We start from the raw sequence: 23,179 nt of genomic DNA, 5'->3' as shown, positions 1-23,179 counted from the left end.
GCCGCCCCCGCCGGCTCACTTGGCGAGCGGGCCGAACTCCTTCCGGGTGTCGACCGGCTTGCCGAACAGCTGCCACCGCTCGCCCTTGAACCGCATCAGCTGCATCGTCTCGATCGGGAAGGCGTCGTCGGGCCCGGTGGAGAGGGTGACCCCGGGCAGCAGCATGTCCACCTTCACGTCGTTCAGGTTGCGCACCGCGTCCCGCAGCCCCTCCCTGGTCGGGCACTTCATCGCGTCCAGCGCCTTGTGCAGGCTGGAGGCGGCGGCCCAGCCGTAGGCGTTGAACTGGTTGGCCGGGTCCGAGTCGGGCACGTGCTTGTGCAGCGCGTCCTTGTACACCTTCATCTCCGGGTCGTCGGCCCACTGCGGGTCGGCGGGGTCCTTGAAGTACGTCGCCGAGACCACGCCCTGGACGTTCTTGAACCCGACCGGCTGGAGCACCGTGGCGGACGAGGACACGTTGTTGACGATGTGCAGCGGGTTCCACTTGGTGTTCTTGGCATCGGCGGCGAGGGCCTGGCTGCCGAACTTGGGCGTGGTGATGTTGAGCAGCACGTCCGCCTTGGACCGGGCGAGGCTCGTCATCTGCGCCGAGACGGACGGGTCGGTCACCTCGTAGCTCTCCTCGGCGACCACCTTGACGCCGCTGCCGGCGACGGCCTCCTTGAACCCGCCGAGCAGGTCCTTGCCGAAGTCGTCGTTCTGGAAGAGGACCGCGACCTCGGCCTTCGGCTTCTCGTCCTTGAGGTACTTTGCGTACACCCGTGCCTCGGACACGTAGTTGGGCTGCCAGCCGATGGTCCAGGGGTGCTTGTCGTCCGTACCCCAGACAGAGGCGCCCGTGGCGACGAAGGGCTGCGGCACCTTCTGCTTGTTCAGGTAGTCCCAGACGGCTGCCGTGGACGGGGTGCCGAGGTTCTGGAACACGGCGAAGACCTTCTCCCGCTCGACCAGTCTGCGGGCCTCCTCGACCGCCTTGGGCGGCTGGTAGCCGTCGTCGCGGACGATGAACTCCACCTTGCGGCCGTCTATGCCGCCCTTGTCGTTGACGTGGTCGAAGTACGCGGTCACGCCCTTGCTGATCGTGCCGTAGGCCGAGGCAGGTCCCGACAGGGGGTAGATGCCGCCCAGCTTGATGGTCTTGTCGGTGATGCCGGTGGTCTGCTGGCCCTTGCAGGCACCGTCGGCTGCGGTGTCCTGGGAGTCCTGCCCTCGCTGGCTGCTGCAGGCGGTCGCGGTGAGCAGAGCTGCGGCCGCGGCGGCAGCCGCGCGCAGAGCGGTGGTCTTGCGCATGTGAGTCATTCCTTTTCCGTGCGGGGCGGTGCGCCCACGGGTTCGGCATCGGCAACTGCGGGATCCGCGGGGGTGTCCGTCGCGGAGGGTTCGGATGCGGACTGGGACTCCGGCTTGGCATCCGGTGCGGATGCGGCCTCGGGCGTCCGGTCGGGGGCGGCCGCGGGGCGGGGCAGGCGGCGGGCGACGGCGGCCCGGACCCGGCCCGGCAGACCGGCCAATCCCGTCGGGGCCACGAACATCACCGTGATGATCAGCAGGCCGAACACCACTCCCGGTGCCGCCTCGCTGACGTCCTGGGACACGCTCGGCACGTACATCACGAACGCCGCCCCCAGCAGGGGCCCGTACAGCGAGCCGAGCCCTCCGACCACCAGCCCGGCCAGCAGCGTGATGGACAGGACGAAGCTGAAGGAGTCGGGCGAGACGAAGCCGATCACCCAGGTGTACAGACACCCGGCGACACCCGCGAACATCGCGCTCCACGCGAAGGCGAGGGTCTTGTGCAGCGACAGCCGTACGCCCATGACCTCGGCGGCGCTCTCGTTGTCCCGTACGGCGAGCAGTGCCCGGCCGACCCGGGAGCGCAGCAGGTTGCGGGCGAGCAGCAGGGCCACCGCGGTGACGGCGAGGACCACGAGGTATACCCACTGGTCCTCGGCCAGGCCGCTCCACGCGGGCGGCTGCAGCTTGTCCACGGTCAGGCCCATGGAGCCGCCCGTCACCGGTTCGAGCCGCTTGAGCAGGGGCGGTAGGAACACCGCGAACGCGAGGGTGACCAGGGCCAGGTACAGGCCGCGCAGCCGCAGAGCGGGCACTCCGAATCCCAGGCCCAGCAGGAAGCATCCCGCTGCGGCGACCGGCAGCGTGGCCAGGTGGCCGGTGTCGTACTGGTCGAGCATGACCGCCGCCGTGTAGGCGCCCGCCGCGAAGAACGCGCCGTGCCCGAGCGAGATCTGCCCGCCGAAGCCGACCAGCAGGTTCAGTCCCGCCAGCGCCACGGCGTACAGCAGCACCATGGTCAGCTGGAAGACCTGGAAGGGGGCGAAGTAGAACGGTGCGCCGACGGCGACCGCCGCGGCGAGCAGGACGGTGAGCGCGGCCCGCAGGCGCCGGGCGCGGTCCGTGCCGAGGGTGGCGGTGATCGTGCTCATGCGCGTTCCACCGCCGCTCGTCCGAACAGGCCCTGGGGTCGCACCAGCAGCACCGCCAGGATGATCACGAGGGGGACGCCCACCTTCAGATCGGCGCCGATGACGTCGACGTACGCCCCGGTCAGGGTCTCGGCGACGCCGACGAACAGGCCGCCGACGACCGCGCCGACCGGGCTGTCGAAGCCTCCGAGGGTGGCCGCGGCGAAGGCGTAGATCAGCACGCCGCCCATCATGTTGGGCTCCAGGAACAGCAGCGGGGCGACGAGGACGCCCGACACGGCGCCGACCGTCGCGGCCAGCCCCCAGCCGAGCATCAGGACCCGGTTCACCCGGATGCCCGACAGCCGGGCGGAGGCAGGGTTGCAGGCGGCCGCCCGCATCACCAGGCCGATGGGGGTGTGCTGGAACAGCAGGTACAGCAGGCCCATCACGACGGCCACCACGCCGATGATCCCGAGCGTGGACCAGTCCACGCGCACCCCGGCCAGGTCGAGCCCGCCGTCGGGGAACGGCTGCGGGAAGTCCTTCACGGTGAACGACCAGATCAGGCCGGCCAGCGCGTTGACGAAGATGAACAGGCCGACCGTGACGATGACGACCGTCAGCTCGGGCGCGCCCTGCACGGGACGGATGACGATCCGCTCGACCAGCATGCCGCCGGCGAAGGACACCGCGAGGGTGACCGGCAGCGCCAGCCAGAACGGCATCCCGGAGGCCACCAGCTGCCAGGCGACGTACGTGGAGAGCATGGCCAGCTCGCCCTGCGCGAAATTGACGATCCCCGTGAACCGGTAGATCAGTACGAGGGCCAGCGCCAGGCTGGCGTACACCGCGCCGGAGCCCAGTCCTTCCACCACTTGCTGGAGAAGTTCGGTCATGGCGCTCACCCGGTCTTCCGGGCGCTGACGGAGACACCGAGGTAGACCTCGGCGACCTGCCCGTCCTCGCGGATCTGTGCGGCCGGTCCGGACAGCGCCAGGCGGCCGGCCTCCAGTACGTGCGCCCGGTGCGCGATGTCCAGCGCGAGCTGGGCGTTCTGCTCGACGACGACCACGGTGGTGCGTTCCTCCTCGTTGACTGCACGGACGATCTCGAACAGTTCGCGGGTGACCAGCGGCGCGAGCCCCAGGGACGGCTCGTCCAGGAGCAGCAGCGAGGGCCGCAGCATCAGCGCCCTGCCGATGGCGAGCATCTGCTGCTCCCCGCCGCTGAGGCTGCCGGCGGCCTGCCGCGAGCGCTGGCGCAGCTTGGGGAAGTAGCCGTAGATCCGCTCCAGGTCGGCCGCCACGGCCGCACGCTCGGCACGGCGCCGCGAGCGCAGGTGGGCGCCGACGCGCAGGTTCTCCTCGACGGTCAGGTCGTTGAAGGTGCCCCGGCCCTCGGGCACGTGTGCCACGCCGAGCCGGGCGGCCTGCTCGGGCGAGCGGCCCAGCAGCTGCGTACCGTTCAAGGTGACCGAGCCACGGCCGCGGACCATGCCGCACAGCGCCCGCAGCGTCGTGGTCTTGCCCGCTCCATTGGGCCCGAGGATCGCGCACACCTCGCCGCGGGCGACGGAGAAGTCGAGGCCCTGGAGGACGCGGGCCTGGCCGTATCCGGCGTGCAGGTCCGTGACCTTCAGAAAGTCCGGCTGCTCCGCACCCTCCGCGGCCTCGGTGCGCTCTGTGGTGGGCTCGCTCATGCGGCCACCCCCAGGTACGCCTCGATGACCGCACCGTTGCGCTGGATCTCCTCCGGCGAGCCCTCGGCGATCTTGCGGCCGAAGTCGAGGCAGACCACCTTGTCGCACAGGCCCATCACGAACCCCATGTGGTGTTCGACCACCACGAGGGTGAGGTCGAAGTCCTCACGCACCGACCGGACCAGATCCGCGAAGTGGCCGACCTCGCCGTGGCTGAGTCCGTTGACGGGTTCGTCGAGCAGCAGCAGCCGGGGCCGTACCGCGAGCGCCCTGGCGAGTTCGACGCGTTTGAGCGTGCCGAACGGCAGCCCGGAGGCGGGGTGGTCGGCGACGTCCGCCAGGCCGAGTCGCCGTAGCAGGTCGTCCGCCTGGTCGCGCAGTTCCCTCTCCTCCCGCCGGACGCGGGGCAGCCGGAGCGCCGCGGCGACGTGTCCGGTGCGCCCCCGGCTGTGGGCGCCGACCATGACGTTCTCCCGGACCGTGAGCCGCGGGAACAGGCCGAGGTTCTGGAAGGTGCGGGCGATGCCGCGCCCGGCCACGGCGTGCGGTGGAAGGGCGAGCAGGTCCTCACCCTCGAACCGCACGGTTCCCGCGTCGGGGGTGCAGCGCCTGGTGAGGCAGTTGAACAAGGTGGTCTTGCCGGCTCCGTTCGGTCCGATGAGCCCTACGGCGGTGCCCGGCTCGACGGTGAACCCGACACCGTCCAGTGCCGTGATCCCGCCGAAACGCACGCTGATACCGTCGACCGCGAGCATGAGTGACGCCCTTTCCGACGTGCTGGGGGGTGGGCGAGCGTCACAGTAGGTGGGGGTGTTCCGGGCGCACATTGGGTGCGAGCACCCAACTTCCGGGCCGCCGGACTGTGCGCCGCGCACAGGTCCCCGCGGATGTCCCACCCCGGGCCTGTTGACGGAGCACGAGGCGGGCGGCGACGATCGGCGCCATGCCTCGCGGTCCCGCTCCGGGCACCCCCCGACTCTCCGAACCGCTCCGCCGGGAGCGGCGGCGGATCCTGCACACCGTCCACGACCGGATCGAGGAGGTGGCGGAGACCGCCGTCGAGGTGATGCGCGCGGAGATCCCGTCGTACGCACTCCAGGACGAGCGGTTCTTCGACGACGTACGGGAGCAGGTGCTGGAGCACTACCGGATGCAGTTGGCGGCGCTGGCCGGCGACCGGGACATCGCGCCCGAGGACCTGGTGTTCAGCCGCGCGGCAGCGATGCGCAGGGCACGGGCGGGGTTCGCCCTGGAGGACTGGATCAGTGCCTTCCGCGTGGGCCGGCAGGTGCTGTGGGACGCGCTGCTGGACTGCGCGGGCACGTCCGCCGAGGCCCAGCAGGCCGCGCTGTCCCTGGTCACGCCGCTGATGCGGTACGTCGACTTCGCCAGCACGCATGCCGCGCAGGCCTACGTCGAGTACCAGCAGCACGTGGTGGCGGACGCGGACCGGGAACGCCGCGATCTCCTGGACCATCTCCTGACCGGCGCGGCACCGACGCGAGGTCCGCTGTTCGCCGCGGCGCAGGCGTACGGCATCGGACCGCGCTCGCCGATGATGGCGGTCGTGGCGGTGTGCGTCGACACCACCGGCGCCGGGGACCTCACCTCGGCCGAGCACGGGTACGCCACCAGCGCGTCGATCAGTGTCGCCGGGCCCTGGGCCGGCAGAACCCTGGTCGTCGTGCGCCACGGTGAGGTGGTGACCGTGCCCGTGGTACGGGCCGGCATGAACGCGGAGGACATCTGCGCCCACTTCGAGGCCGTGCAGCGGCGGCTCGCGCGGGACGGAACGATGCTCTCCATGGGCATCAGCACCGTCGCACAGGGCGCTGCCGAACTGCCGCGCGCCTACGCGGAGGCGCGGGCCGCCCTCGACCTGGTGCCGAGCGGGGGCGGGGTGGCGGCGCTGCCGCGGCTGTCCCCCTTCGACTACCTGGCGCTGCGCGCCGACGATCTCGCCCGCCAGCTGGTCGACTGCCGGGTGCGGGCGCTGCTGGAGGAGGACCGCAGACGTGGCGACACGCTGGCCGCCACCATTCGGGCCTTCGCGGAGGCGGATCTCAATCTGCGGCTGGCCGCCGACCGGCTGCGGATCCACCACAACACGGCGCACTACCGGTTGCGCCGCATCGAGGAACGCACCGGCCGCAATCCGCGCCGGATCGCCGACCTCCTGGAACTGCTGGTCGCCCTCGCCATCCGCGACGGGGCCGGGGAAGGTGAGGACGGCCCGTGAGCGGCATCGTTGAATCCGCCGGCACCGAGAGGGCACGTCAACTGCCGGAGGAGCAGGGGAACTTGGGCCCGTCGGAAAGTGGCGGCGGTGAGGACCGCTCTGTCCGGCGTGCGCTGCTGGACGCCGCGCTGGAGGTGTTCACCGAGCGCGGTTACACCGACGCCGGCCTCAGCGAGATCGCGGCGCGCTCCGGCATCCCCGTGGGCAGCCTCTTCCAGCACTACGGCGGAAAGCGGGGGCTCTATCTCGCCCTCTGGGAGGAGTTCCGCGAGGAGCAGGAGCGCCGGACCGCGGCCACGCTGACCGCCGAGCGCGGCCGTGGCGTGGACGATCCCGTCGCCCTCTTCGTGGCGGGAGCCAGGGCATATCTGGCAGGCGCCTGGGACAACCGGCGGCTCGCCAAGCTCCTCGCGGAGGACGACGGCCCGGCGGGCTTCGACAGACTGCGCCGTCAGTGGGACCGTGCGTGGGTACGCCGTAACGCCCGACTCCTGAAGGTGGACGAGCGGCAACGCGCCGGCCGGGTCCGGGTGAGCGTACTGACCACCGTCATCGGAGGGGCGGCGCGTGAGCTGGGCGACTGCGGGGACGAGACGGAGGCCCGGGAGATCGTGGACGAGGTGTGCGGCATCCTGATCCATCTGTCGGCACCGCCCGGCTGAATCACCGGGCGGTGCTCACGGTGTCCGGTCTAGGCACCGATGGCGGCTCCCTGCCTGAACGCAAGCGCGTCACCGAGCAGTTGCCCACCGTCGATCACCATCGTCTCGCCGGTGATCCAGCTCGCGGCGTCGGAGACGAGGAAGGCGACCGCCGAGGCGATGTCGGCGGGCTCCCCTATGCGCCCGAGTGCCGTCGAGGCGGACACCCTCTGCTCGTGCTCCTTCCACAGCGCCTCGGCCAGCTTGGTGCGCACCACGCCCGGTGCGACCGCGTTGACGCGAACCCTCGGCGAGAGTTCCAGGGCCAGTTGCTTCGTAAGATGGATCAGCGCGGCCTTCGACGCGTTGTACAAGCCGATGTTCGCCTCGAAGGCCATGCCGCCGACCGACGCGGTGTTGACGACCGCACCGCCGTGCTCGCCCATCCAGGCGCGGGTGGCCAGCCCCGTCCACAGGACGGGAGCCCACAGGTTCACGTCGAAGGTCTTGGCGAACCGGCCGTGGTCCTGGTCGATGACCGGTCCGAAGGCCGGGTTGGTGCCCGCGTTGTTGACGAGGATGTCCAGGCTTCCGAAACGCTCGAGCGTCAGATCCACACAGCGCCGGGCCGCCTCTTCGTCGACCGCGTGCGCAGCGACACCGACCGCTGTGCCCCCGACCTGGGCCGCGGCGGCCTCCGCCGCCTCCTGGGAGCGGGAGGTGAGGACGACGTTCGCCCCGGCGGCGGCGAGGGCCCGGGCGATCGCCAGCCCGATGCCGCGCGAGGCGCCGGTGACCACAGCGGTGCGGCCGGTGAGATCGAGTCCTGCCATCTCAGTTCACCGCCGCCGCGGCCTCGTCGCGGTACTGCCGCAGTTCCTGCTTGGCGATGGCCCGCTTGTGGACCTCGTCGGGACCGTCCGCCAGCCGCAGCGTCCGCAGACCCGCGTACATGAACGCCAACGGGAAGTCGTCGGTCACTCCCGCTCCCCCGTGCACCTGGATCGCGCGGTCGACGACCTTCAGCGCGATGTTCGGGGCGGCCACCTTGATGGCCGCGATCTCGGTACGCGCTTCCTTGTTCCCGACGGTGTCCATCAGATACGCGGCCTTGAGCGTGAGCAGGCGGATCATCTCGATGTCGATCCGCGCTTCCGCGATCCAGTCCTGGATGTTGGACCGTTCGGCGACCGGACTGCCGAAGGTCACCCGTGACTGCGCGCGCCGGCACATCAGTTCCAGCGCCCGCTCGGCCGCGCCGATGGCCCGCATGCAGTGGTGGATACGACCGGGCCCGAGCCGGGCCTGGCTGATCGCGAAACCCTCGCCCTCGCCCTTGAGCACGTCCTTGGCCGGCACCCGTACGTCGGCGAAGTCGATTTCGGCGTGCCCCTCACGGTCCTGGTAGCCGAACACCGGCAGACCGCGCATCACCGTGATTCCGGGGGCGTCGATCGGGACGACCATCATCGACTGCTGCCGGTGCGGGGCAGCGGTGGGGTCCGTCTTCCCCATGACGATGAGCACCTTGCAGTTGCGGTGCAGGGCGTTGGACGCGAACCACTTGCGACCGTTGAGCACGTACTCGTCGCCGTCGCGCTCCATCCGCAGCTCGATGTTGGTGGCGTCGGAGCTGGCGACACGCGGCTCGGTCATCGCGAAGGCCGAGGCCATCGTTCCCTCGAGGAGGGGCTTGAGGTACTTCTCCTTGTGCTCGTCGCTGCCGAACAGCGTGAGCACCTCCATGTTGCCGGTGTCGGGAGCGTTGCAGTTGCACGCCTCGGAGGCGATGTGGCTGCGCCCCATGATCTCCGCCAGCGGCGCGTACTCGAGGTTGGTCAGCCCCGGGCCCCACTCCGGGTGCGGGTGGAAGAGGTTCCACAGTCCGCGCCGGCGCGCCTCCGCCTTGAGCTCCTCGATGATCGGCGGGTGGAAGTGCGGGTCACCCGACGCGCTCATCTGCTCGTGGTACACGGCCTCGGCGGGGTAGATGCGCTCGTCCATGAACTCGAGCAGATCCGCCCGGTACTTCTTGGCGCGGTCCGAGGTCTCGAACAGGGACATACGAACTCCTTACAGAGAGGGAGGGAAATTCGGGGCGGGCGGCGTGGAAGGCTCGCCCGGCACACCGGTCATGGCTGCGCCAGCAGGGACCTCTGGTAGCGGCGCATTCCGCGCAGCCACCGGTCGTAGTCCGAGCCCTTCTGCCGGTACATCTCGAGAACGTCTTCGTGCGGCAGGATCAGGAAGCGCTCGTCCTCGATCGCGGCCAGCACGGCGTCGGCGACTTCGGCCGGCTCCAGGACGTCACCGGCGGAGGTGACGGCTCGCGTCGCCGCTCTTCCCAGGGCGTCCCCGGAGTCCTCCCCGGAGGTCAGCATCCTGGTGTTCACGCCCATCGGGCACAGACAGCTGACCCGGACCCCGCGGTCGCCGTAGGTGACGCTCAGCCATTCGGCGAAGGCGACGGCCGCATGCTTGGTGACGGCGTACGTGGCGGAGCCGATCTGGGTGAGCAGCCCGGCCGCCGATGCGGTACTGACGAAGTAGCCCTCGCCGCGTTCGAGCCACCCCGGTACCAGCAGCTTTGCCGCACGGATGTGGGCCCGCAGGTTCACGTCGATCGAGAGGTCCCAGTCCGGTTCGCCCGCGTCGAGGCCGGGTGCCCCGGCGATACCCGCGTTCGCGAAGTAGAGGTCGACCGGGCCGAACGTGCTTTCCGCCAGGTCGATCAGCTCCTGGATTCGGGCGCCGTCCGACACGTCGGCGCCGGCGCTGACGGTGCTGCCCGGATGATCGGCGTTGACCGTCTGCGACACCGCCCGCGCGGCCTCCGGGTCGAGGTCCGCGACGACGACCCGGGCACCCTCACGGGCCAGCCGTGCGACCAGCGCGCTGCCGATGCCACCGCCCCCACCGGTGACGATGGCGACTCTTTGTGCAACGTTCACGGCAACCCTCTCCGTTGACGGGGCGTGCTGTGCGTCCGAACTGTATAATTGAATCCGACGTCAAGTTCAATACCTGCTTGCGCGGAAGGATAAGAGAAAGCCGCCCAACCCCAGGGGTTGAGCGGCTACGAGGCAGGCGGATCAGCGGTGGCCGGGGAACCGCAGGGCGTTCGCCCAGAGCCGGGTGACCGTGGTCACGAGTCCCTCGAAGTCCACCGGCGCATCTCCCTCTTGCTCTTGCTCCTCACTGAGCACGAAGGCGTTGTAAGCCATGACGCTGACCATGCCGGACAGTGCACGGGACGCCATCATCGGATCGACCTCACGGTCTGCGACGCCCCGCGCCTGCAGATCGGCGATGCCGCGGGCATTGCGGCGGATGAACGCGTCCCCGCGCCGCCTCCGGAACTCCCGGAACTCCGGCTCCACTTGTGCGACCTGCTCGAGCAGTGCCATCAGCTTCGCGTTCCGCTTGTATGCCGCGAGATACGCGCGATTGCTCGCCTCGAGCACGGCATAGGGATCGTCGGTGCCCTGCACCCGGCCCGTGCCGGGGTGCATCATGTCCTCCTGTGCCTCCAGGAGGACGGCGGCCAGCACCTCTTCCTTGTTGGCGAAGTAGGTGTAGAAGGATCCCGCCGCGCATCGAGCCTCTTTGGTGATGTCGGTGAGGCGGGTGTCGAGGTAGCCGTCCCGTTCGAACACCTTCCGCGCGGCCTTCACCAACGCGGCCCGTGTCCGCGCCCCACGCTGCGTCGTAGGCGGCTCGCGAAGCTGCGAGAAGGGCGCCACAGGCGGTGCGGCCTCGCTGTCGGTCTCCTCGGGCACAGTGGTGTCCATCCCCGGGACTTTACTTGAATCCGACGCCATAGTCATAAACCCCCAGGGGCCGGCGGGGCCGGTCGATGTCCTGGTCTCCGAGGTTCAGCGGGGGGTCAGGTGGTGATACGGAAGCGTTCGGCGAGTTGGCGGCGGGTGTCGGCGGCACTGGTGTGCAGCACGCCCCCGATTCCGATACGCGCCGCTCCGTCGAGGTTCTGCTGCAGATCGTCGATCATGACTGCCGCCTCGGGGGCGATGCCGAGGCGTTCACAGGCGATCGCGTAGATCCGGCGGGAAGGCTTGCGGATCCCGACCTCGGAGGAGATGACGACCACATCGGCGACGGCGGCGAGGTCGACGCCGTCGTAGGTCCCGGTTCCGAACGAATTGGACACCAGCGCAACGGGACAGCCTGCGGCGCGAAGCTCACCGAGCAGCGCGAGCATGTCCTGATCGATCGACAGTCCCGCCTGCATCCGGGCCGTGAGCCCCTCGGCCGGTACGTCCGCGCCGTGGGCGCGGAGGCGCTCGGCGAATCCGTGTTCGAAGGCTTCGGCGTCGATACGGCCGCACTCGTGGTCGGCAAGGAGGGTGCGTGAGGGCTGGTCCTGGGCGAGGAGCTCCAGCGGCAGGCGCGGGTCGCCGCCGAGCGAGGCGCCGAAGTCGGTGAAGGCCCGCAGCACACTGGAGGTGATGACCCCGCCGAAGTCCACCAGGACCGCGGTTCGGTCCTTCTCCTTCTGCCTCTCCGTCTCCATCAGACGACCTCGAACAGCCCGGCTGCGCCCATTCCGCCGCCGACGCACATCGAGATCACCACGTACCGGACCCCTCGGCGCTTGCCCTCGATCAGGGCGTGCCCCACCAGGCGGGCACCGGTCATTCCGTACGGATGGCCGACCGAGATCGCACCACCGTTGACGTTGAACCGCTCCGGGTCGATGTGCAGTTCATCGCGGCAGTACAGCGCCTGGGAGGCGAACGCCTCGTTGAGTTCCCACAGGCCGATGTCGTCGATGGTGAGATTGTGCTGCTTCAGCAGCTTCGGAATGGCGAACACCGGACCGATGCCCATCTCGTCCGGCGCGCAACCGGCGACGGTCATGCCCCGGTAGACGCCCAGCGGTTCCAGGCCGCGGCGCTCGGCCTCCTTCGCCTCCATCAACACCGAGGCCGAGGCCCCGTCCGACAACTGCGAGGAGTTGCCCGCCGTCACGCTGGAGCGCGCGCTCACCTGGCCGTCGGGCAGCACCGGCGCCAGCCCGGCCAGGCCTTCGAGCGTCGTCGATGCGCGGTTGCCCTCGTCCCGGGTCAGGGTGACCTCCTCGTCCCGCACTTCCCCGGACTGCTTGTCGAGCACCTTCCTGACGCTGCTGAGCGCGACGATCTCCCGGTCGAACCGGCCGGCCTCCTGCGCCGCCGCCGTGCGCTGCTGCGACACCAGCGCGAACTCGTCCTGGCGTTCCCGGCTCACGCCGTAGCGTTCGGCGACGATCTCCGCCGTCTGCAACATCGGCATGTAGATACCCGGCTGGTGCTCGACCAGCCAGGGATCCGTCATGCGGTGGGTGTTCATGTGGTCGTTCTGCACGAGGGAGATCGACTCGACACCGCCGCCGACAGCGACCTGCATGCCGTCCGCGACGATCTGCTTGGCTGCCGTCGCCATGGCCATCAGGCCCGACGAGCACTGCCGGTCGATCGTCATCCCCGACACGGCGTCCGGAAGTCCGGCACGCAGAGCGGCCTGGCGAGCCACGTTGAAACCGGAAGCCCCCTGCTGGACGGCACAGCCGAAGATGACGTCCTCGACCTCGCCTCCCTCCAGCCCGGCGCGCTGCACCGCGTGCGAGAGGGCATGGGCGGCGAGTTCCTGCGCCTGGGTGTCGTTGAACGCGCCGCGGTAAGCCTTTCCGATCGGGGTCCGTGCCGTCGAAACGATGACTGCTTCCCTCATGTCACCTCACTGCTTCCTGTTGATGGTGCCGTACGCCAACTGAGCCGCCGTGACTGCTCGTTGACCGCTTGGGCCGCTTGAACCGCTTGCTTCGCCGACCGATGACATCAGCCATGGCCGCAGGGGGTGACGCGAGTCGGCCTCGGGCTCGTTATAGTTGAATTCGGCGTCATGTTCAACCCAGGCGATCCGTGCTCGCACCTTGACAGCGCCGGCCCCTGACTGGAGGCTACCGACCAGTCGGTTTGAATGGGGTGGGCCGTGGCCGAGCTGAGCATCTCCACTGGTGCAGGTGTGTTCGACGCGTTCGCGGCCGGTCCGCCCGACGGCCGCCCGGTGCTGCTGTTGCACGGCTTCCCGCAGACGGGGCTGGTGTGGCAACGGCAGATCACGGCACTGGCCGCGCAGGGCTACCGAGTGGTGGCACCGGATCAGCGTGGGTACTCCCCCGGCGCCCGCCCCGAGCGGCCCGAGGACTATCGCATCGGCCTGCTCGTCGACGACGTGGTCGCCATCACCGAGGAACTGGGCTGGGCGGCGTTCGACCTGGTCGGCCATGACTGGGGAGGCGCGGTGGCCTGGTGGACAGCGCACGCCCACCCTGGCCGCGTACGCACCCTGACGGTTGTCTCGACCCCGCACCCGGGTGCTCTGGCCACCACTCTGCGCACCGACCAGGATCAGCGTGAACGCTCGCGCTACATGATCGACTGGCGCGAAACACCCGCGACCGAAGAGCGCATGCTCGCCCACGACGCTCAGGAGCTACGCGCCTTCTACGCCGGGAAGGTCCCGCAGGACAGCGCCGAGGCCTACGTGCGGCACCTGTCCCAACCGGGTGCTCTCACCGCGGCGCTGAACTGGTACCGGGCCGGCCGCCCCGACGGCGCGATCGGCGTCATCGAGGTGCCCACCCTGTACGTCTGGAGCACGCAGGACCGCGCGTTCGGCACGGCAGCCGCGAGGGAGACCGGACGGTGGGTCAACGGGCCGTACCGGTTCGAGACCCTCCAAGGCGTCAGCCACTGGATCCCCGAGGAAGCGCCCGAAACGCTGAGCCGCCTGCTGCTCGACCATCTGCGAGCTCACGCCGAGTACTGAACCGCAGCGAACACCGCCGTTCGTCGACGCACCCCTGAAAGGTGATCCCGTGAAGACAGCGCACGCGGCCTGGCGCCGCCTCGAGCCCGTGCACGGCATGATCTACTTCGTCCCCGAGGGAAGGCGACGGTACGCGGACCTCGGACTGAGCGGACGCACCGGGTACTTCGCCTCCAGAAGTGCCGCGTTCGGACGGGCGTCCGCCGAGCTGGTCATAGCGACCTTCTACAACTTCAACCCCGATTTCGTACGGCAGGCGGTCGCCGGAGCCTGGGACGCGACGACGCCTCAGCAGGTGCTGGACGCTCGGTACGCCGCCGCCGGCGAGGCCCTGCGGCGGGCGGGAATCCACGAGTTGCCCGCGCTGGACGAGGTCCTGGCGCTGACCCGCAAGGCCGCCGAGGCCGCCTGCGAACACCCCCAGGGCCGCCCGCTGTTCGCCGCGCATGCCGCCCTGCCCTGGCCGGAGGAACCGGTACTGCAGCTGTGGCACGCCCAGACGCTGCTCCGGGAGTTCCGTGGAGACGGCCATGTCGCGTGCTTGCTGAGCGAGGGCGTCGGAGGCTTGGAAGCCCTGATTCTGCACGCCGCCACCGGTGAGGTTCCCGTCGACTTCCTCAAGGCGAGCCGCGCATGGCCCGAGGAAGAGTGGGCCGACGCCGAGGAGCGCCTGCGCACGCGCGGCCTTCTCGACGGCGACGCCCTCAGCGCGGAAGGCGTACGCCTGCGCCGGCACATCGAGGACCGCACCGACCTCCTCGCCCTTCCCGCCTACGCCGCCTTGGGTGACAGCGGCTGCGAACGTCTCGCCGAACTCGCCGGCCCGTTCGGCCGCGCTGTCGTCGGAGCCGGCCTCATCAAGCTCGGCTGACCGGGCACGGACCATGACCAGCCGTCGAGTACGCGCCCGGCCGTACGCAGTTGGAGCGCGCTGTCACCTCAGCGGGTCTCATCGGGAACAACTGACTTCGCCTCTATGAGCCGCGTGCAAGGATGCTGCGCGTGACCGGATCGTCTTCCTCGTCTGTCGCCGAGGGCACGCCTGGCAACTACGGCCTGGGTTCCCGGGCCGCTGCCGCTCTTGTGTTCGGGTCCTCAGCCGCAGTCCTGGTGGTCGAGATCGTCGCCTTACGGCTGTTGGCTCCCTACCTCGGCCTCACCCTCGAGACCAGCACCATGGTGATCGGCATCGCCCTCACCGCGATCGCCGTCGGATCCTGGCTGGGTGGGCGCATCGCCGACCAGGTCAATCCACGCCGGCTCCTGGGCCCCTCGCTCGGGGTGTCGGGAGCGGTCGTGGCGCTCACCCCCGCCGTGCTGCGCACCACTGCGGAGTGGGCACCAGCGGTGCTCTTGCTGATCGCGTCGCTGACCATCCTCGTGCCGGGCGCGCTGCTCTCCGCGGTGACGCCGATCGTGACCAAGTTGCGGCTCACCAGCCTCGCCGAGACGGGCACGGTGGTCGGCCGGCTGTCCGGCGTCGGCACCGTGGGCGCCATCGTCGGCACCGTCCTCACGGGCTTCGTCCTCGTATCGCGGTTGCCGGTCAGCGGCATACTGATCGGCCTCGGAACACTGCTGGTGGTCGGCGCGGCGCTGGTCGAGTGGCGAACGCGCGGGTGGACCGGCACCCCTGTCCTCGCGCTCGTGGTCATGGCCGGCGGCCTCGCCACCACGGTCGCGCCCGGTGGCTGCGACACGGAGACCAAGTATCACTGCGTACGGGTCGTCGCCGACCCCGACCGGGGCAGCGGCCGCACACTCGTTCTGGACGGCTTGCGGCACTCCTACGTCGACGTCAACGACCCGACGTTCCTGGAGTTCGAGTATGTGCGCGCCATCGCGTCGGTGGTCGATGCCGCCTTTCCGGAAGGTGAGCCGCTTGCCGCCTACCACCTGGGCGGCGGCGGGCTCACCTTTCCCCGCTACCTCGCGGCCACGCGGCCCGGGACGCGCAGCCTTGTGTCCGAGATCGACAGCGGGGTCGTACGCGTCAACCGCGACCAACTCGGGCTGAGTTCAGAAGCCGGTATCGACGTACGCGCCGAGGACGGCAGGCTCGGACTGCGGCGACTGGACACCGGCAGTCGTGACCTCGTCGTCGGTGACGCCTTCGGGGGCGTGAGTGTGCCGTGGCACCTCACCACGGTGGAAGCGATGACTGACATACGGCGGGTGCTCACCGAGGACGGCCTGTACGTCGCCAACCTCATCGATCACGGTGATCTGGCCTTCGCACGGGCCGAAGTAGCCACCCTCGGCGAGACCTTCGCGCACGTCGCCCTCGTCGGCGAACCCACCGATATCGGCCTCGACCGGACCGGCACCCCCGAGGGCGGCAATCTGGTGGTGCTCGCCTCCAACCGCCCAGTCGAGGTACGCGCGATTCAGAACGCGTTGGACGCCCGCCAAACCGGCTGGAAGATCGCCACCGGTGACGACCTCACCTCCTGGACCGGCGATGCCCAACTCCTCACCGACGACTACGCACCCGTCGACCAGCTCCTCCAGCCCTACGGCCCACGGAGCAGCCGGTGACACTACTCAGCCGAACCGCAGGATGCGCGGTGCGAAGGTGCCCTCGGGACCGTCGGCGCGCCCGACCGACCACACCGTCGCCGTGCCCGGCACCGGTGCCAGCCGCAGCGTCCTGGAGCGCCCCTCCCCGGCCACCGCCGGTTCGCTGTACTCGGTGAACGACTGTCCGTTCCAGGCAAGGAAATCCGGCCCGGGGACCAACGGTGGAGTGCTGCCCGGCGGGCCCCACTTCTGCGAGCGGGCCACCGAGACCCAGCCCAGCGAGCCGGAATTGGTGGGCGCCAGTGAGGTGATCCCGCCGAAGTCGGTGGGCACGGTCACCCGGCTCCAGGCCTGCCCGTCGAAGCGGACCAGCAGGGGTGGAATCGGCCGGCCCGGCGGGCCGCCGACGAACCCGGCCGTGCCACCCGCCCACACCTCCGTCGGCGAGACCGCCAGCACACTGCCCACGGCCGACCGCGGGAACCCGTCCACGAGCGTCTGCTCCCACGCCCGCCCGTTCCAGTGCGACACGGCCGCACCCGAGTTGGTCTCGCCCGCGGCCCAGACGTCGTCGGCCGCCAGGATGTGCAGGCCGTACACGGATCCCGGCGGCACCGGCACGTCCCGCCAGCCGCGCCCGTCCCAGCGCAGCAATACCTGTGCGCCGTCCCGCGAACCGATCAGCCAGGTCTCTGCGCCGCCGGCGACGGCTTTGGTCAGCACGACACCACGCGGCGGCCGGCTCTCGGACCAGGCGGTGCCGTCGAAGCGGAGCAGGTGGGCGCCGCCCGCCGAGTCGCGGCCGACCGCCCAGACGACGGTCGGTGAGGTCGCGGCGATGGACAGCAGCTCTCCCTGCCAGCCGATCCCGGGCAGACTCTGCCGCTGCCACGCGGTTCCGTCCCAGCGCAGCACCAGCGGGAAGCCCGGCGCCTCGCGGCCGACGGCGTCGGCACCCACCGCCCACGCGCGGTCCGGCCCGAACGCCACGGCCTCGTTCAGCCCGGCCTGGGGGCGCACCTGTACCGGAACCGGAACGTGGTGCCAGGACAGGGTTTCCGCCGCGGCCGAGGTCATGGTGGTGACGATGGTCATGGCGACAGCGAGGGCCGCGACGAGAAGTCTGCGTGCCACGAGAAGTCGGCGTGCCATGGTCAGCCTCCCAGCCGCTCGCTCATCAGGTTCGGTTTCGAGCCGTAGATCTCCACGGTTCCGAAGGAGAGCAGTGAGAACCCGGCCCTCGCCAGTGCACGCGGTTTGACGTCGATCGCGTCTCTGCGCTCCGGGCCGTAGGAGAAGGTGGCGCGGATGCCGTCCACCCGTGCGTACTTGGACTGGAACGCGCGGTCGCTGCGCACCGGCAGCCAGAGCGCGCCGTCCGGGCCGCGCACCATGGCCTCGGTGTAGGTGTCGCCCAGAGGTGGGTAAGTGGTGTGCCAGGTGCGGCCGTTGAAGGTCATCAGGTAGGTGCGGGCCACGCCGTCGGTGTACTGGCTGCCGCCGATCGTGACGCGGCCGGACGGTTCGAGCAGGATCGTGTGCACATTGCTGTTCGGCGGCAGCGGGACCTTCGCGTCCCGCCACATCGTGCCGTTCCAGCGCAGGACGGTGGTCCCGGTGCTGGTGTCCGCCCAAGCCCATGCGTCGGCGGCGGTCCTCGCGGTGATCCCCATCAGGAACAGCACACCGTCCGGGGTGGACTGGGTGGTCCAGCCGGAACCGTCGTAGTGCAACACCTTCAGTCCGGTGTCGTCCTCGCCGACCACCCACGCGGCACCCGGTACCGCGGTGAAGTCCTGGTAGGTCCACAGGGTCTGCGGCAACGGGACGGCACTCCACCCTCCCGCCGACCGGCGCAGGATCTCTCGGGCTCCCGCGCGGTCGCGGAAGATCCACACCTCGTCGTCGACGAACTGCACCTTGCCGAGCCGGCCCGGCTCACCGGCGCCGGGGAAGGCGGTGTCCCGGCTCCACGCCGTGCCGTCCCACCGGTACAGCATCGGCCGCGGTCCATCGGCGGCGTGCTCGTACCCGGTCGCCCACGCCTCGCCCGGCCCGCGGGCGGCGAGATCGGACACGGTCACCGGCGGGGCGGCCGCCGGCACCGGCAGCGGCGACCAGCTCGGCTTCGCAGCCGCGCCGGGCGTCACAGCCGCGGCCGGCGACACGACCGAGGCACACGTGATGACAAGGCAGACAATGACCGCACGGAGACCGTTCACGAGACCCCCCCAGATCGCGGAGGTCGCAGAGCTTATGGGCGTTCACTCAACCGTGAACAGACGGCATCAGGCCATCCGGGTTCTCATTCGAGGCCCGGACACCGGCGAACACCGTGTGCTGGAGCGCCAGCCGCCGCTGAAGGGTGGCCTCGCCTTGAGCGGCGACGTGGCGCGTAACGCGCTCTTCGTGTCCGGCGAGGACCCCGAATCCGGCCTGCCGCTGCGCCCCGAACTATGTCGTCCCGCCACATGTGCCCCTGACCTGCACCTTCCTACGGTGTGCGAACACGTACCCGTCCCCACCGCACACGAGGAAGTGGCGCACATGGCCTCCACAACCACCGCTCCCCCACGCCCCACTCAGCGTTCGTGGACGACGCGCCCGTCGAACACCGTGAGGGCCACCTCCACCTGGCTGATGTCGTGCGGGTCGAGATGCAGGAGCGGGCGGTCCAGGACGCACAGGTCCGCAACCTTGCCGGGTTCGATGGTGCCCTTCCAGTCGTCGGCGAAGTCCTGCCAGGCCGCGTTGACCGTGTAGGCGCGCAGGGCGGAGGCGAGGTCCACGCACTGCTCGGGGCCACTTCGCTGACCGCTTGCTTTGGATTCGCGCAGCATCATCGACGCCACACCCTGGCGCCAGTCGGGTTCGGTGATCGGCGCGTCGGAGCTGGAGCAGACCCTGACGCCCGCGTCGATCGCTGAGCGCACCGGCCATTGGTACGCCGACCGTTGTGGTCCCACGATCTCGTCCATGAGGTCGGAGATGGTCCACTTGATGCCGGGGTTCATGTTGACGCCGTAGCCGTGCGCGGCGAGTTTGGTCAGGCTGTCCGCTCCGATGAAGTCGCCGTGGATGACGTAGTGGCGGGCGTCGGGGCGGGGTGCGGCCTCGTCGGCCGCGACGAAGGCGTCCACGACGGTGTCGATGGCCCGGTCGCCGGTGACGTGCACCCCGAGCTGGAATCCGGCCTCGTGCGCGATGCGGATCATCTCGCGCAGCTCCTCGACCTGGAGGGCGGGCGACTCTCCGTGCACGCAGAGGGCGCCGTGGCCACCGTCCGGGTACGGATCGTTCATCCACGCCGTACGGTTGGGGGGCACGCCGTCGGCGAAGATCTTGACGCCGATGACGTTCAGCAGCCGCGGGTCGGCCGACTCCGGGCGGCGCAGCTCGGCCAGCCCCTTGCGCACGTCGTCGGCGGATCCGCCCATCGGCGCAGGGAGCAGCAGCACGCTGACGCGCGCCTGAAGGTCACCTGCTGCGGCGAGGTCGGCGTACGCGGTCCAGTTGTCGGTGCTCAGGCCGCCGAAGAGGGTGCCGGTGCCGCCGGGGCCGAGTCCGGGCTCGGTGTAGCTGGTGATGCCCCGGGAGTGCAGTTCCCGGATCACGCCTTCGATGGCCTGGCGGCGCTGGGCGACGGTGGGGGTGGGCAGCGCGCTCTGGACGAGCCGCTGGGCGGCTTCGCGCAGGATGCCGGTGGGCTTGCCGTCGGGATCGGTGTCGATGACGCCGCCGTCCGGCGCGGCGGTGTCCGCGTCGATGCCGCAGACGCGCAGGGCGGCGGTGTTGGCCCACACCATGTGGGCGGAGAAGTCGGTCAGGCAGACCGGGTTGTCCGGGGCCACCGCGTCCAGGTCGCGGCGGTGTGGGAAGCGCCCGGGGGCCGTGAGGCACTCGGTGAGGTAGCCGGCGTCCCAGCCGAGGCCGACGATCCACTCGCCTGGCGGGGCGGCGGACACCGCGCCGCCGACGAGCGCGGTGATGTCGGCGATCGACCCGACCGCGGGATGGCCGACATCGAGGGCGAAGGGGGGCTTGGTCATCCCGTAGGCGGCCCCGTGCAGGTGGGAGTCGTTGATGCCGGGCAGGACGGTCCTGCCGTCGAGTTCGACGACACGGGTGCCTGGCCCGGCCAGGGCGCGCATCTCGGCGTCGCTGCCGACGGCGACAATGGCCCGGTCGCGTACGGCCACTCCCTCCGCGACGGTGAAGTCCCGGTCGACGGTGAGGACCTGACCGCCGGTCAGGATAAGGGTGGGAGCGGATTCGGTCACAGGTGAACTCCTTGAGGGGAGGGAAGAACGGGCTTTGGAGGTCAGCGCCCGGGGCGGGGTGCGAAATACGCCAGTGCGGCGCCCGCCACCAGCGCTGTGCCCTGGGCCATCTGCTGCCAGAACGTCGGCACGCTCAGCAGCGTGAGGCCGTTCTGCAGCCCGCCGAGGAAGAGCACCCCGAGCAGGACGCCGAGAATCGACCCGGAGCCGCCGGTCAGCGCGACCCCGCCGATGAGCACCGCTGTCAGAACGGCGAGTTCGAAGCCGGAGCCGGAGGTACCCGCGACCACGCTGTCCAGGACCGATGCCTTGATGGTGCCTGCGAGAGCGGCGGCCGCGCCCGTGGCCACGAACAGTGCGAAGGGCGTACGGCGGATGTTGATGCCGGACAGGTGTGCGGCCTCGCGGTTGACGCCGATGGCGAACACGTGGCGACCGGTCGGGGTGAGCGCCAGGAAGAGGGCGCCGGCGATGAGGACGAGCGCGGCGACGACGACCGGTGCGGCGATCCCCGCGATCCGCGCGCCGCCCAGCCAGGCGAATCCGGAGCCGAATCCGCTCAAAGGCAGGGGGAAGAGCTGCTGTGCAAGGCCGCGTATCGCGGTGAGCATGCCGAGCGTGACGATGAACGGGGAGAGCCCGAGATGGCAGCACAGCACGCCGTTGACGACGCCGACCGCGGCTCCGGCCGCCAGCGCCCCGAGGACGGCGACGGCCGGCGTGTGCCCGTTGGTCGCCAGCCAGCCCGCGACCAGCCCGCCGAGGGCAAAGGTGGAACCGACGGAGAGGTCGAGGTAGCCGCTGATGACGAGCAGGGCCAGCGGTACGGCGACGATGGCCAGGGTGGCCGCGTCGGTGGCGATGCCGCCGAGGTTGGCCGGGTCGAGGAAGCTGTCGGTCGAGAGCTGGAAGGCCACCACCATCACGGCGAGGACGACAAGCAGGGGCTGGCGTCTGAGGGTGGTCAGACCGCCCGTGGCCAGGACGCGTGGACGGGTGAGGAAGCGGTCGGCGGTGGTCATGCTGCTCCTTGGGCGGGCCGGGAGTCGGGCTCGTGGACGGCCGACAGCAGGGTCTGTTCGGTGAGGTCGGGGCCGGAGAGTTCGCCGACGATGCGTCCGCCGGCGACGATCAGGCAGCGGTCGGCGAGGGCGACGACCTCCTCGGGGTCGCTGGAGGCGAACAGCACGGCCGTACCGCGTTCGTCGGCCAGCCCGGTCACCACGCGGTAGATCTCCTGGCGGGCGCCGACGTCGACGCCCTGGGTCGGTTCGTCCAGCAGCAGCACTTCCACGTCGCGGGCTTCGTTGATCCACCGGCCGAGGACGAGTTTTTGCTGATTGCCGCCGGAGAAGGCGCCCGCGGGAAGTCCTGGGCGGGCGGGGCGCAGCCCGACGCTCTCGGCCAGGGAGCCGAAGACACGGCGCTCGACGCCGAGCGCCCGCACCCCGGCGCGGGAGAGCGTCCGGATCGAGGGCAGTAGCACGTTGTCCTGCGCGGTCAGCGACGGGAACAGCGCCTGGGCCCGCCGGTCCGCGGGTACCAGGGCGATCCCGGCGGCGAGGGCCTGGGCGGGCCGGGTGGGGTTCACCGTGAGTTCCCCGACCCGGATCGTTCCGCCCTGTCCCCGGCGTCGGCCGAAGAGGGTCTCCAGCAGGCGCGTTCGGCCGGAGCCGATGAGACCGAACAGTCCGACCCGTTCGCCTTCGCCGACGGTGAGGCTGACGGGGCCGAAGCCGGGGCCGTACAGTCCGTCGACGGTGAGGCGAGGCCGCCCGGCGGTCCGCGCGGGACCGCTCCGTGTCGTGGCGTCGTGACGGCGGCCGGCAATGGCCTCCACCAGCTCATTGCGCGAGAGCCCGGCCACGGACGAGTGGTGGGTGACACGGCCGTCGCGCATCACGGTGACCGCGTCCGCGAGTCGCTCCACCTCGGACAGCAGGTGGGTGACGTAGACGATGGCGAGGCCCTGGGCGCGCAGGTCCTCGACCCGTTCGGCCAGGGCGTCGCTCTCGGCGCCGGACAGGGCGGCGGTCGGTTCGTCCAGAACGAGCACGGACGCGCTGCGGCTGAGCGCTTTGGCGATCTCCACCAGCTGGCGCTGGCCCGTCGGCAGGTCGCCGACGCGGTCGCGCGGGGAGCAACTGGCCGCCACCCGTTCCAGCAGGCCGGCCGCTGCCTCCTCTTGGACGCGCCGGTCGACACGTCCGTGGCGGGTCCACTCCTGGCCAAGGAAGACGTTCTCCGCGACCGTCAGCGCGTCGACCACGCTGAGGGACTGGTAGATGATCGCCGCGCCCGCGGTGATGGACTCGCGCGGGGTGAGGCGGGTGTAGGACCGGTCGCCGATCTCGATCGTCCCGGAGTCCGGCGGGAAGGCGCCGCCGAGGCATTTGATGAGGGTGGACTTGCCCGCGCCGTTGTGGCCGAGCAGAGCGTGCACCTGACCGGCGGGGACGGTGAGGTCCACGCCGTCCAGGGCTTTGACCCCGCCGAAGGACTTGGTCAGCCCCCGGATACGGAGGTTCGTCGTCATGGCC

Annotated in this window: 21 protein-coding genes; 5 read left to right on the top strand and 16 right to left on the bottom strand. The window is 70.5% G+C overall.

Features of this window, described 5'->3' with window-relative positions:
* Positions 1 to 15: 15 nt before the first annotated feature.
* From IF78_RS0106685 to IF78_RS0106665, 5 genes are read right to left on the bottom strand one after another with little or no spacing between them, the layout of a single operon-like run.
* The gene (locus IF78_RS0106685) at positions 16 to 1,293 is read right to left on the bottom strand and encodes an ABC transporter substrate-binding protein (protein ID WP_107049900.1); all 1,278 of its coding nucleotides are present in this window, start codon (positions 1,291 to 1,293) and stop codon (positions 16 to 18) included.
* 5 nt (positions 1,294 to 1,298) lie between these two features.
* Positions 1,299 to 2,447, bottom strand: a complete 1,149-nt coding sequence (locus IF78_RS0106680) for a branched-chain amino acid ABC transporter permease (RefSeq protein ID WP_037639838.1) — start codon at positions 2,445 to 2,447, stop codon at positions 1,299 to 1,301.
* Positions 2,444 to 3,325, bottom strand: a complete 882-nt coding sequence (locus IF78_RS0106675; RefSeq protein WP_031484085.1) for a branched-chain amino acid ABC transporter permease — start codon at positions 3,323 to 3,325, stop codon at positions 2,444 to 2,446. Before IF78_RS0106675 ends, IF78_RS0106680 begins: the two co-directional genes overlap by 4 nt.
* A gap of 5 nt (positions 3,326 to 3,330) precedes the next feature.
* Positions 3,331 to 4,128 carry an ABC transporter ATP-binding protein gene (locus tag IF78_RS0106670; RefSeq protein ID WP_051827531.1) on the bottom strand — a complete coding sequence of 266 codons (798 nt, stop codon included), beginning with the start codon at positions 4,126 to 4,128 and terminating at the stop codon, positions 3,331 to 3,333.
* Positions 4,125 to 4,883, bottom strand: a complete 759-nt coding sequence (locus tag IF78_RS0106665; RefSeq protein ID WP_031484081.1) for an ABC transporter ATP-binding protein — start codon at positions 4,881 to 4,883, stop codon at positions 4,125 to 4,127. Before IF78_RS0106665 ends, IF78_RS0106670 begins: the two co-directional genes overlap by 4 nt.
* Positions 4,884 to 5,071: 188 nt before the next feature.
* Here IF78_RS0106665 and IF78_RS0106660 point away from each other — a divergent pair, with 188 nt between their 5' ends.
* Both IF78_RS0106660 and IF78_RS0106655 read left to right on the top strand, forming a co-directional pair.
* Entirely contained in the window at positions 5,072 to 6,367 is a 1,296-nt protein-coding gene (locus tag IF78_RS0106660; protein WP_031484079.1) for a PucR family transcriptional regulator, read from the top strand.
* On the top strand, positions 6,364 to 7,029 hold the full coding sequence (locus IF78_RS0106655) for a TetR/AcrR family transcriptional regulator (RefSeq protein WP_199921417.1): 666 nt from the start codon (positions 6,364 to 6,366) through the stop codon (positions 7,027 to 7,029). The genes IF78_RS0106660 and IF78_RS0106655 overlap by 4 nt, the downstream gene beginning before the upstream one ends.
* Positions 7,030 to 7,058: 29 nt before the next feature.
* Here the strand turns inward: IF78_RS0106655 and IF78_RS0106650 are convergent, their stop codons facing one another.
* From IF78_RS0106650 to IF78_RS0106625, 6 genes are all read right to left on the bottom strand, one after another.
* Positions 7,059 to 7,841 (bottom strand): SDR family oxidoreductase, encoded by a 783-nt coding sequence (locus tag IF78_RS0106650; RefSeq protein WP_031484074.1) that lies wholly within the window; start codon positions 7,839 to 7,841, stop codon positions 7,059 to 7,061.
* 1 nt (position 7,842) lies between these two features.
* Positions 7,843 to 9,072: an acyl-CoA dehydrogenase family protein gene (locus tag IF78_RS0106645; protein ID WP_031484073.1), complete on the bottom strand. Its 1,230-nt coding sequence runs from the start codon at positions 9,070 to 9,072 to the stop codon at positions 7,843 to 7,845.
* Between the two features lie 68 nt (positions 9,073 to 9,140).
* Complete coding sequence (locus IF78_RS0106640; RefSeq protein ID WP_031484071.1) at positions 9,141 to 9,959, bottom strand: SDR family oxidoreductase; 819 nt, start codon at positions 9,957 to 9,959, stop codon at positions 9,141 to 9,143.
* Between the two features lie 141 nt (positions 9,960 to 10,100).
* Positions 10,101 to 10,799: a TetR/AcrR family transcriptional regulator gene (locus IF78_RS0106635; RefSeq protein ID WP_031484069.1), complete on the bottom strand. Its 699-nt coding sequence runs from the start codon at positions 10,797 to 10,799 to the stop codon at positions 10,101 to 10,103.
* A 95-nt stretch (positions 10,800 to 10,894) separates the two neighbouring features.
* A complete protein-coding gene (locus IF78_RS0106630; protein ID WP_031484067.1) occupies positions 10,895 to 11,539 on the bottom strand; it encodes an HAD family hydrolase in 645 nt (214 codons plus the stop codon).
* The gene (locus IF78_RS0106625; protein WP_031484065.1) at positions 11,539 to 12,738 is read right to left on the bottom strand and encodes an acetyl-CoA C-acyltransferase; all 1,200 of its coding nucleotides are present in this window, start codon (positions 12,736 to 12,738) and stop codon (positions 11,539 to 11,541) included. The genes IF78_RS0106630 and IF78_RS0106625 overlap by 1 nt, the downstream gene beginning before the upstream one ends.
* 270 nt (positions 12,739 to 13,008) lie before the next feature.
* Here IF78_RS0106625 and IF78_RS0106620 point away from each other — a divergent pair, with 270 nt between their 5' ends.
* From IF78_RS0106620 to IF78_RS0106610, 3 genes are all read left to right on the top strand, one after another.
* Positions 13,009 to 13,839: an alpha/beta fold hydrolase gene (locus IF78_RS0106620; protein ID WP_107049908.1), complete on the top strand. Its 831-nt coding sequence runs from the start codon at positions 13,009 to 13,011 to the stop codon at positions 13,837 to 13,839.
* 49 nt (positions 13,840 to 13,888) lie between these two features.
* Positions 13,889 to 14,710, top strand: coding sequence for an SCO6745 family protein (locus IF78_RS0106615; protein ID WP_031484060.1), 822 nt, complete (start codon positions 13,889 to 13,891; stop codon positions 14,708 to 14,710).
* A gap of 131 nt (positions 14,711 to 14,841) precedes the next feature.
* Positions 14,842 to 16,377 (top strand): fused MFS/spermidine synthase, encoded by a 1,536-nt coding sequence (locus IF78_RS0106610; protein ID WP_031484059.1) that lies wholly within the window; start codon positions 14,842 to 14,844, stop codon positions 16,375 to 16,377.
* Positions 16,378 to 16,383: 6 nt separating this feature from the next.
* Here the strand turns inward: IF78_RS0106610 and IF78_RS0106605 are convergent, their stop codons facing one another.
* From IF78_RS0106605 to IF78_RS0106585, 5 genes are all read right to left on the bottom strand, one after another.
* Positions 16,384 to 17,493, bottom strand: coding sequence for a beta propeller repeat protein (locus IF78_RS0106605; protein WP_031484056.1), 1,110 nt, complete (start codon positions 17,491 to 17,493; stop codon positions 16,384 to 16,386).
* 20 nt (positions 17,494 to 17,513) lie between these two features.
* A complete protein-coding gene (locus tag IF78_RS0106600; RefSeq protein WP_031484054.1) occupies positions 17,514 to 18,581 on the bottom strand; it encodes a hypothetical protein in 1,068 nt (355 codons plus the stop codon).
* 360 nt (positions 18,582 to 18,941) lie between these two features.
* Entirely contained in the window at positions 18,942 to 20,639 is a 1,698-nt protein-coding gene (locus IF78_RS0106595; RefSeq protein WP_031484052.1) for an amidohydrolase, read from the bottom strand.
* Between the two features lie 41 nt (positions 20,640 to 20,680).
* A complete protein-coding gene (locus IF78_RS0106590; protein WP_031484049.1) occupies positions 20,681 to 21,661 on the bottom strand; it encodes an ABC transporter permease in 981 nt (326 codons plus the stop codon).
* On the bottom strand, positions 21,658 to 23,175 hold the full coding sequence (locus IF78_RS0106585; protein ID WP_031484048.1) for a sugar ABC transporter ATP-binding protein: 1,518 nt from the start codon (positions 23,173 to 23,175) through the stop codon (positions 21,658 to 21,660). Before IF78_RS0106585 ends, IF78_RS0106590 begins: the two co-directional genes overlap by 4 nt.
* Positions 23,176 to 23,179 lie beyond the last annotated feature (4 nt).

Source organism: Streptomyces bicolor, from assembly GCF_000719285.1.
GTDB classification, from domain to species: domain Bacteria; phylum Actinomycetota; class Actinomycetes; order Streptomycetales; family Streptomycetaceae; genus Streptomyces; species Streptomyces bicolor.
The sequence above is the reverse complement of the archived record's forward strand: the minus strand, read 5'-3'. Positions and strand labels throughout refer to the sequence as shown.

Excerpts from the sequence above, each read along its gene's own strand:
- IF78_RS0106685 (WP_107049900.1), bottom strand. The coding sequence starts at position 1,293 with ATGCGCAAGACCACCGCTCTGCGCGCGGCTGCCGCCGCGGCCGCAGCT.
- IF78_RS0106680 (WP_037639838.1), bottom strand. The coding sequence starts at position 2,447 with ATGAGCACGATCACCGCCACCCTCGGCACGGACCGCGCCCGGCGCCTG.
- IF78_RS0106675 (WP_031484085.1), bottom strand. The coding sequence starts at position 3,325 with ATGACCGAACTTCTCCAGCAAGTGGTGGAAGGACTGGGCTCCGGCGCG.
- IF78_RS0106670 (WP_051827531.1), bottom strand. The coding sequence starts at position 4,128 with ATGAGCGAGCCCACCACAGAGCGCACCGAGGCCGCGGAGGGTGCGGAG.
- IF78_RS0106665 (WP_031484081.1), bottom strand. The coding sequence starts at position 4,883 with ATGCTCGCGGTCGACGGTATCAGCGTGCGTTTCGGCGGGATCACGGCA.
- IF78_RS0106660 (WP_031484079.1), top strand. The coding sequence starts at position 5,072 with ATGCCTCGCGGTCCCGCTCCGGGCACCCCCCGACTCTCCGAACCGCTC.
- IF78_RS0106650 (WP_031484074.1), bottom strand. The coding sequence starts at position 7,841 with ATGGCAGGACTCGATCTCACCGGCCGCACCGCTGTGGTCACCGGCGCC.
- IF78_RS0106645 (WP_031484073.1), bottom strand. The coding sequence starts at position 9,072 with ATGTCCCTGTTCGAGACCTCGGACCGCGCCAAGAAGTACCGGGCGGAT.
- IF78_RS0106635 (WP_031484069.1), bottom strand. The coding sequence starts at position 10,799 with ATGGACACCACTGTGCCCGAGGAGACCGACAGCGAGGCCGCACCGCCT.
- IF78_RS0106630 (WP_031484067.1), bottom strand. The coding sequence starts at position 11,539 with ATGGAGACGGAGAGGCAGAAGGAGAAGGACCGAACCGCGGTCCTGGTG.
- IF78_RS0106625 (WP_031484065.1), bottom strand. The coding sequence starts at position 12,738 with ATGAGGGAAGCAGTCATCGTTTCGACGGCACGGACCCCGATCGGAAAG.
- IF78_RS0106590 (WP_031484049.1), bottom strand. The coding sequence starts at position 21,661 with ATGACCACCGCCGACCGCTTCCTCACCCGTCCACGCGTCCTGGCCACG.
- IF78_RS0106585 (WP_031484048.1), bottom strand. The coding sequence starts at position 23,175 with ATGACGACGAACCTCCGTATCCGGGGGCTGACCAAGTCCTTCGGCGGG.